Consider the following 8,725-nt stretch of genomic DNA (forward strand, 5'->3'; position numbering starts at 1 on the left):
CGGCCCCCGACAGGCGGGCCCGATCGAGGAGCGCAATCCATGCCCGACCACATCGTCAAATCCTACGACACGGACCTCGAAGACCTGCGCCGCTCGATTTCCGAGATGGGCGGCATCGCCGAGAAGATGATGACCGAGGCCGGCGAGGCCCTCGTGCGCCGCGATTCGCCCCTGGCCCAGGCGGTGATCTCCGCCGATGCCCGCCTCGACATCCTCCAGCGCGAGATCGAGGAGCGGGCGATCCTGCTCATCGCCCGGCGCCAGCCCCTGGCCATCGACCTGCGCGAGACCGTGACGGCGATCCGGGTGTCGAACGACCTCGAGCGCATCGGCGACCTCGCCAAGAACGTGGCCAAGCGCGTCGTGGCGATCGCCGACCAGATCCAGCCGCAGAAGATCGTCATCGGCGTCCAGCACATGAGCGATCTCGTGCAGGAGCAGCTCAAGGACGTCCTCGACGCCTATGGCAGCCGCGACATCAAGGCGGCGCTGGACGTGTGGGAGCGCGACGATGCCATCGACGCGCTCTACAACTCGCTGTTCCGGGAACTTCTGACCTACATGATGGAAGACCCGCGCAACATCTCGTTCTGCACCCACCTGCTGTTCGTGGCCAAGAACATCGAGCGCATCGGCGACCACACCACCAACATCGCCGAGACGATCCACTACCTCGTCACCGGCGAGAACCTCCTGGCCGAGCGCGAGCGCCCGAAGAACGACGCCTCCAACTACACCACCGTGGACATGCCCGGCGCGGCCTGAGACCGCGCGCGCCTGTTCGAAAGGGCACGATGAGTACGCGTATCCTGATCGTCGAGGACGAGGAGGCCCTGACCCTCCTCCTCCGCTACAACCTCGAGGCCGAGGGCTTCGTCGTCGACTCGGCCGCCCGCGGCGACGAGGCGGACCTGCGCCTGCAGGAGCAGGTCCCCGACCTCGTGCTGCTCGACTGGATGCTGCCGGCCCTGTCCGGCATCGAGCTCTGCCGCCGCATCCGCGCGCGCCGCGAGACCGAGCGGCTGCCCGTGATCATGCTCACCGCCCGCGGCGAGGAGGGCGACCGCATCCGCGGCCTCGGAACCGGCGCCGACGACTACATCGTCAAGCCGTTCTCGGTGCCCGAGCTCCTCGCCCGGGTGCGTGCCCTGCTGCGCCGGGCCAAGCCGGCCCACGTGGCCAACCTGCTGGTCGCCGGCGACATCGAGCTCGACCGGGTCAGCCACCGCATCCGCCGCGAGGGCCGCGAGATCCATCTCGGGCCCACCGAGTTCAAGCTCCTCGAATTCCTGATGCAGAGCCCCGGCCGGGTGTTTTCGCGGGAGCAGTTGCTGGACGGGGTCTGGGGCCACGACGTCTACATCGACGAGCGCACCGTCGACGTCCATGTGGGCCGCCTGCGCAAGGCCCTGAACCGGCCCCGGCAGAGCGACCCGATCCGCACCGTGCGCGGCTCGGGCTACTCCTTCGACGAGATGTTCGAGGGCGAGTAGCCGGACCGGCGCATCACACGATGCTGCGCACCACGCCGCCATCGACCCGGAGCGCCGCGCCGCTGGTGGCGCTGGCGGCCGGGCTGCAGATGTAGGCGACCATGTTGGCCACCTCCTCGACGGTGGCGAGACGGCCGATCAGCGAGGTCGGGCGGTGCTCGGCCACGAAGGCGCGGCCCGCGGCGTCGAGGTCGACTTCGCCCCCCGTCCCGCCGCCCTGCGCCATGCTCTTCATGAAATCGGCCACACCCTCGGACAGGGTCGGACCCGGCAACACGCTGTTCACGGTGACGCCGCTGCCCGACACGGTCTCGGCGAGGCCGCGGGCCACGGCGAGCTGGGCGGTCTTGGTCATCCCGTAATGGACCATCTCCACCGGGATGTTGACGCCGGATTCGGAGGAGATGAACACCACCCGCCCCCAGCCGCGCTGGACCATGCCGGGGGTATAGGCCCGCGACAGGCGCACGCCGCTCATCACGTTGGTGTCGAAGAAGCGGTGCCAGTCCTCGTCCGGAATCTCGAAGAAGGGTTTGGGCTCGAAGATGCCGGTGTTGTTCACCAGGATGTCGACGTCCGGCAGCCCGGCGACGACGCGGGCCGCCCCGTCCGGGGTGGCGACGTCGCCGGGCGCCCCGATGAAGCCGGCGTGATTGGTCTCGCGCTTCAGGCGCTCGACGGCGTCGCGGACGCGGTCCTGGGTGCGCCCGTTGATCGCCACGTTGGCCCCGAGTTCGCCCAACGCCTTGGCGATGGCATAGCCGATGCCGCCGGTGGAGCCGGTGACCAGGGCGCGCTTGCCGGAGAGATCGAGTTGCATGGGATCGTCCTTCGTACGGGCTTATGCCCCCGGGGATGCCCTCCCGGGGCCACGTCCTCTGGGGGCTTCGCCCGGTTCAACGCGCGGGACGGGCCCTGGTGCGATTCCGGCGTTCCCTCAGCCCTCGGGCCGCCGCCGCAGCGCGCTCGTGACCGCGCCGAGGCTCGCGAGGCCGACCGCGCACCACAGGGTCGCGGTCACCGGGGCGGCCGGCGCGCCGCCCTGGTGCAGCCCGAAGATCACCGCCACCAGGGCCGCGCCGAAGGATTGTCCGGTGAGGCGGGCGGTGGATTGCATGCCGCTGGCGCCGCCGCTGCGGTCGCGCGGGGCGCTGGTGATGATGACCTTGTTGTTGGGCGACTGGAACAGCCCGAAGCCGAGGCCGCACAGGGTCAGGCGCCAGGCGATGTCGAGGTGGGACGCCCCCGCCGGCAGCAGGGCCACGGCGGTCAGGCCGCACGCCATCAGGCCGAGGCCGGCGCCGCCGAGGAGGCCCGGCGCGTAGCGGTCGGCGAGGCGCCCGGAGATCGGCGCCATCAGCGCGATGGCGATGGGCCAGGGCGTCATCAGGAAGCCGGTCTGCGTCTCGGAGAGGCGCAGCACGTCCTGGAAGTAGAACGGCAGGGCGACGTAGGCCATCATCTGCGCCGAGAACGAGGCGACCGAACTCGCCATCGACAGGGCGAAGGCGGGGATTCGCAGGAGGTCGACGGGCAGGAGCGGGCGGGCCATCCGGGTCTGCGTCCAGACGAAGACGGCGCCGATCGCCACCGCCGCGCCGATCTCGGCCAGCGCCACGCCCCGGGTCGCGGAATCGCCGAGGCCGTCGACGCCGATGATCAGGAGCCCGAAGGTCAGGGCGTTGAGGACGGCGCTGCGGATGTCGAAGCGCCCGCCGCTCCGGGGCGTCGCCGGCAGGGTGCGGGCACCCACCGTCAGGGCGATCAGGCCCACCGGCAGGTTGACGAGGAACAGCCAGGGCCAGGTCGCCACGGACAGGATCGCGGCCGCCACGGTCGGCCCGGCCGCGGAGGCCATCGCCACTACCAGGGCTACGTTGCCGACGCCGCGCCCGATCAGCCGGTGCGGGTAGATGAAGCGCACGAGCGCGATGTTGACGCTCATGATCCCCGCCGCCCCCAGCCCTTGCGCGATCCGCCCCGCCACCAGCCAGTCGAGGGAGGGGGCGAAGGCGCAGGCCACGGAGGCCGCCGTGAACAGGACGAGGCCGGTGAGGTAGACCCGGCGATAGCCCAGGATGTCGCCGAGCGACGCCAGCGGCAGCAGCGAGGCCGTCACCGCGATCTGGAAGCTGTTGGTCACGAAGATCGCCGCGGAGGGCGCGACGGCGAGGTCCTTGGCCATCACCGGCAGGGCGACGTTGACGATGGCCCCGTCGAGCACCGCCATGGTCATGGCGAGGCCGATCGCGAGCAGCGCCAGCATGCGCTCGCGCACCGGCAGGCCGTCCGTCACGGGCTCCGGGGGGGCGGGGTGCGCGGCGTCGTTCGTCATGGGCGGACCCGTGGGACCCCGCGCCCGGTTTCGCAAGGGGCGGAGGAATCCCGCGTGTCCTTTGTCACGTCGATCCGGCGGCGCGGACCGGCAACCTGCGCTATCTGATGTCGGACGCGCCGGACCGCGCGCTGCCGGGAGTCCACATGGACGCGCTTCTCAAGATCTCCGCCCTCGTGCTGGCGGCCCAGATGTCCGTGATGCCCGTGTCCCCGGCACCGGCCCTCGCCCAGACGGCCGGGACGGACACCGCGCCCCTCGGCATCGGGCTCGAGGGCTTCGCCTATCCCCATCCGGTGTTCTTCCTCGAGCGGATGCGCGACGGCGAGCGCCAGCGCCTCGCCTACATGGACGTGGCCGCCGAAGGTCAGGCCAACGGGCGCACCGTCGTGCTGCTGCACGGGCGCAATTTCCCCTCGAGCTACTGGCAGCCGGTGATCCAGGCCCTCACCCGCGCGGGCTACCGCGTGGTGGCCCCGGACCAGCTCGGCTTCGGCAAGTCGGCCAAGCCCGTGGGTCCCTACACCTTCGACGCCATGGCGGCCGACACCCTGGCGCTGCTCGATTCGTTGAGCCTGAAGCGGGTCGACGTGGTGGCGCATTCCATGGGCGGGATGCTGGCCGTGCGCCTGACCCGCAACGCGCCGACGCGGGTCAACAGCCTCGTGCTCGAAGCGCCGATCGGCCTTGAGGATTACCGCTTCACGGTGCCGCCGGTCTCCGACGCCACCCTGCTGCGCCTGGAGGGCGACGCCACGGCCGAGTCCTACCGCCGCCAGCTGATGACGAACTACGCCCTGTCGCTGCCGGCCTCAGCCATCGAGCCCTTCGTGTCGCTGCGCGAGCGGGTGAAGGGCTCGGGCGAGTATCCCCGCTGGCTCCAGTCCTTCGTCAATTCCTACCAGGCCATCTGGGGCCAGCCGGTGGTGCACGAGATCCCGCTGATCGCGGTCCCGACGCTCTTCGTCATGGGCGAGAACGACCACAACGCTCCGGGCAAGCCCTTCGCGCCGGAGGCCCTGCGGGCGGGCATGGGGCGCAATGCCGAGCATGCGCGGACGCTGGCCGGGCAGATGCCGAGCGGGCGCGCCGTCGTGCTGCCGGGCATCGGCCACCTCGTCCACATGGAAGCGACGGACCGGTTCAACACGCTGACGCTCGAGTTCCTCAACGGTCACTGAGCGCCGGACAACCGCAACGAGAGACACGTCATGGGCATGAAGGTCGGACTGGGCATGGATGTCGGACTGATCGGCCTCGGCCGGATGGGTCGCGGCATGGCGGCGAGCCTGGTCCGGGCGGGCCACGGCGTCCGGGTCTGGAACCGCTCGCCCGGCGCGGCGGACGGCCTCGCGGGCGTCACGCCGGTGGCGAGCGCCGCCGAGGCCTTCGCGGGGGATGCGGCGATCACCATGCTGGCGGACGACGCGGCCCTGCGCTCCGTGATCGTCGAGGGCGGCCTCCTCGACGGCGTCCGGCGGCCGGGCCTCCACCTCTCGATGAGCACGATCTCGGTCGCCCTGGCGCAGGATCTCGCCGCCATCCATGCCCGCGCGGGCGTGCCCTACATCGCCGCCCCGGTCTTCGGGCGCCCCGACGTCGCCGAGGCCGGCGCCCTGAACATCGTGGCGGCCGGCGACCCGGAGGCGGTCGCCCGGGCCCAGCCCCTCCTCGACGCCATGGGCACCCGGACCTGGGGCTTCGGACCCGAGCCGCACCGCGCCAACGCGGTCAAGCTCGCGGGCAACTTCATGCTGGTCGCGGCGATCGAGGCGATGGGGGAGGCGGCGGCCCTGGCGGAAGGGCATGGCGTGTCGGGGGCCGACCTCCTCGACCTCCTGACCAGCACCCTGTTCGCCGCGCCGGTCTACAAGAACTATGGCGGCCTCATCGCCGCCCGGCGCTACGAGCCTCCGGGGTTCAACCTCAAGCTCGGCGCCAAGGACGTCGGACTGGTCCTCTCCGCCGCCGGAGCCGCAGGCGTGCCGATGCCCTTCGCCAGCGTGCTGCGCGACAACCTCATCGAGGCGATCGGCCACGGTGATGCCGACAAGGACCTCGCCGCCCTGGCGGAGGTCGCCCGCCGGCGCGGCCGGCCGGCCTGACGCCCGACGCCTTTCGGCTCAGCGGTTGAAGACGAACAGCGACACGCCCACCACCACCGGCACCAGGGCGGCGCAGCCGATGAACAGCGGCATGATCCAGCCGCTGCCGTCCTCCGGCCGGGCGGCCTTCTGCACCTTGGGCGGCGCGGCCTCGGTCTTCCGGGCGAGGGCGATGCGCGCATGCGAGGGGGCGTTCCCCGCCGCTTCGTCGTCGGTGCCGAGCTGCGACAGGCCGGGGTCGTAATGGGCGATCTTGTCGCCGGTCCGGCCGCTGTCGATGTCGGCCTTCAGCATGGCGGTGGTGGGCCGATCGGACTCGGGCGGCGCCTCGACCGTGAGATTGCCGGGGGCGGGGGGTGTTTCGGATCGGAGGGTCATGGGTCAGGGTGTCCGTGAGCGGATCTGGACGCGTGCAACGCGCCATGGCGTCGCCCGTTCGCCGCCGCCCCTGTGACGCAGGCGCGCCGGGCACCCCGCGCGGTCTCGGACCCAAGACGGATCGAGCGCAGGCCGGTCCTCGGGACCGGGACGCCGGTATCACGCGGCGCCGCGTTCCCGGTCCTGCGGGCCGGACTGGGTCTCGACGTGGTTCCGGCCGTTGCTCTTGCAGCGGTAGAGGGCGCCGTCGGCCCGGGTGACGAGGCTGTCGGGACTTTCGCCGATCCGCGATTCGGCGACGCCGAAGGAGCAGGTCTGCGGGCCGGTCAACGGCAGGGGCGTTTTCGCGATGCGGTGGCACAACGCCTCCGCGAGGGCCCTGGCCTGCGCCAGCCCGGTGCCGGGACAGACGATCATGAACTCCTCGCCGCCCCAGCGGCCCAGGGTGTCGCCGGGTCTGACACCGTCGCTCAAGGTCCCCGCGAGGGCGACGAGCACCCGGTCGCCGACCTTGTGGCCGTGCCGGTCGTTGATCGCCTTGAAGTGATCCACGTCGGCCAGGATCACGCTGAACGGCGCGCCGTCCGCACGGGCCTGGATGGCGCAGGCCTCCAGCGCCGCGTCGAGCCGGCGGCGGTTGTCCAGCCCGGTGAGCAGGTCGGTGTGGGCGAGGCGTTCGAGTTCGCGCGTCCGCTCCTCCACCCGCGCCTGCAGCGACGCGTTCACCGCGCGCAGTTCGTCCATGAGGTGGGCATTGTCCGCGAAGGCCCGGCGCAGGCGCCGCGCCATGCCGTTCAGGGTGTCCGTCAGGGCGTGGAACTCATGGCGTCCGCCGGTGGAGAGCCTGAGCGGGCGTGCACCGAGGTTGTTGGCGTCGATCTGCGCCAGGAAGCGGCTGATCTGGCTCAAGGGCTGCCCGACCATGTGCCGGATCACGACGAAGAAGATCAGCGCGAGCACGAACGATTTCAGCATCGCGTTGATCAGGATCACCACGAGCGTGTTCTTGACCTGATCGAGGGCGATCGCATCGTCGGAATGCAGCGTCCAGGATCCGACGGGAAAGATCTGACCGTCGCGCTCGGTATGCATGAGGGCGAAGGTCCGGCTGAAGGGACGTCCGAAGCCCGGGGTCACCGGGCTTTCCCGGCCCTCCGCATCCACCCGCACCGCGTGGCCCTGCGCGCCGGTCACCGTGCCGAGGGCTCGGACCCGCTCGCCGCGCTCGTCGCGCACCTCGACGCCGAGGACGACGGGGATCTCCTTCATGCCGGTGAGGATGCCGCCGAGCACCGCGGCGTTGTAGCGCCAGAGGGCATCCTCCAGACCGGGGCTGAAGGTGCGCTGCATCGCCGCCACGTCCTCCTGCAGCCGGTCGCTGGCCCGCCGGTACTCGATCGCCATCTGCACGCCGGTCAGCGCGACCGCCACCACCACGTAGCAGCCGAAGATGACCCGCATCAGATGCGTCGCCAGGGCGCGGCTGGCCGCCGGAGGAGCTCCCCCCGGTGCCCCATGCGACCGGAACCGGAACGGCGATCTCGGCATCCGCGGGGCTACTCGCTCGACAGGAAGGACGAATCGTAGACGGCACGAAGCTTAGCCAAATCCTCAGGCGCCGACCACGCTTCGACGATGCCGCGGTAGCGCGCGCTCGCGCGTTCCGCGGGCAGGAACGCGTCGATCCGGTCGATGACGGCGCGTCCCCACGGCGTACGCGGGCACATCACGCGACTGAAGATGGGCTCGGGGCTCTCCGCCATCGGCAGGCCGATCCAGGGCGCCGGCTCCCCCAGGGCCTTGGCGTAATAGGCCGCGATGTTCGCGAACTCGACGAGGTAATCGAGGCGGTCGTTCTGGAGCATCCGGAACGCCTCGCTGAACTCGGAATGCCTCTGGGCCGAGGTCGATGCCTGCAGGAGGGCGTCGACGCCCGGCGCGATCGCGCGTTGGCGCAGGACGCTGGTGCGCAGGTTCGGATGGTCGGTCAGCAGGCTGCGCAGCGAGAGCGGGCCGAGCGCTTCGAAGCGGGCCCGCTGCGTCTCCCGGACCACGATCCGCAACGGGTAGAACAGGCCCGTGGGGCGCGAGAAATACGCGTAGGCGTCGCGCTCCGGCGTCTGGACGCCGCCGACGAAGCACCATTCCATCCCTTGCTTCATCGCGCTCACCACGCGGGGGAAGGGCACCACCAGGGTCTGGTGCGTGTAGTCGGCGAGCTGGTCCATCAGGATGTGACGAACCCGATCGAAGATGCCGGTGTCGGCCTCGGGACCGTCGGTGATCATGTACGGCGCCGCGTCGTAGCGCGTCCACGTCACCTGCTTCGGCGGGCCCGGTTCCTCGGCCCGTGCGCCGGCCATCATCGCCAGGAGGGCGGTGACGGCCCACGCCACCCGCGTGACGGCGTCCCT

9 protein-coding genes are annotated in these 8,725 nt (G+C 71.2%); 4 read left to right on the top strand and 5 right to left on the bottom strand.

What is annotated here, in order from left to right; genetic code table 11:
* Positions 1-39: 39 nt before the first annotated feature.
* Entirely contained in the window at positions 40-765 is a 726-nt protein-coding gene (gene phoU / locus K2X24_RS22780) for a phosphate signaling complex protein PhoU (protein ID WP_238279958.1), read from the top strand.
* 29 nt (positions 766-794) lie between these two features.
* Positions 795-1,493 carry a phosphate regulon transcriptional regulator PhoB gene (phoB, locus tag K2X24_RS22785; protein ID WP_292501403.1) on the top strand — a complete coding sequence of 233 codons (699 nt, stop codon included), beginning with the start codon at positions 795-797 and terminating at the stop codon, positions 1,491-1,493.
* 13 nt (positions 1,494-1,506) lie between these two features.
* Here the strand turns inward: phoB and K2X24_RS22790 are convergent, their stop codons facing one another.
* The gene (locus K2X24_RS22790) at positions 1,507-2,313 is read right to left on the bottom strand and encodes an SDR family oxidoreductase (RefSeq protein ID WP_292501404.1); all 807 of its coding nucleotides are present in this window, start codon (positions 2,311-2,313) and stop codon (positions 1,507-1,509) included.
* A 117-nt stretch (positions 2,314-2,430) separates the two neighbouring features.
* The gene (locus tag K2X24_RS22795; RefSeq protein WP_292501406.1) at positions 2,431-3,828 is read right to left on the bottom strand and encodes an MFS transporter; all 1,398 of its coding nucleotides are present in this window, start codon (positions 3,826-3,828) and stop codon (positions 2,431-2,433) included.
* A gap of 200 nt (positions 3,829-4,028) precedes the next feature.
* Here K2X24_RS22795 and K2X24_RS22800 point away from each other — a divergent pair, with 200 nt between their 5' ends.
* Together K2X24_RS22800 and K2X24_RS22805 are read left to right on the top strand one after the other, a co-directional pair.
* Positions 4,029-5,009 (top strand): alpha/beta hydrolase, encoded by a 981-nt coding sequence (locus tag K2X24_RS22800; protein WP_292501415.1) that lies wholly within the window; start codon positions 4,029-4,031, stop codon positions 5,007-5,009.
* A 54-nt stretch (positions 5,010-5,063) separates the two neighbouring features.
* Positions 5,064-5,933 (top strand): NAD(P)-dependent oxidoreductase, encoded by an 870-nt coding sequence (locus K2X24_RS22805; RefSeq protein ID WP_292501417.1) that lies wholly within the window; start codon positions 5,064-5,066, stop codon positions 5,931-5,933.
* A gap of 18 nt (positions 5,934-5,951) precedes the next feature.
* On the opposite strand, the gene K2X24_RS22810 is transcribed toward K2X24_RS22805, so the two are convergent.
* The 3 genes from K2X24_RS22810 to K2X24_RS22820 form a co-directional block, all read right to left on the bottom strand.
* The gene (locus K2X24_RS22810; protein WP_292501407.1) at positions 5,952-6,311 is read right to left on the bottom strand and encodes a hypothetical protein; all 360 of its coding nucleotides are present in this window, start codon (positions 6,309-6,311) and stop codon (positions 5,952-5,954) included.
* 159 nt (positions 6,312-6,470) lie between these two features.
* Positions 6,471-7,772: a GGDEF domain-containing protein gene (locus K2X24_RS22815; RefSeq protein WP_292501408.1), complete on the bottom strand. Its 1,302-nt coding sequence runs from the start codon at positions 7,770-7,772 to the stop codon at positions 6,471-6,473.
* 95 nt (positions 7,773-7,867) lie between these two features.
* Positions 7,868-8,725 (bottom strand): TIGR02285 family protein (locus K2X24_RS22820; protein ID WP_292501411.1); only part of this gene is annotated, 858 nt, incomplete at its 5' end.

The organism is Methylobacterium sp., assembly GCF_019750675.1.
GTDB lineage: Bacteria > Pseudomonadota > Alphaproteobacteria > Rhizobiales > Beijerinckiaceae > Methylobacterium.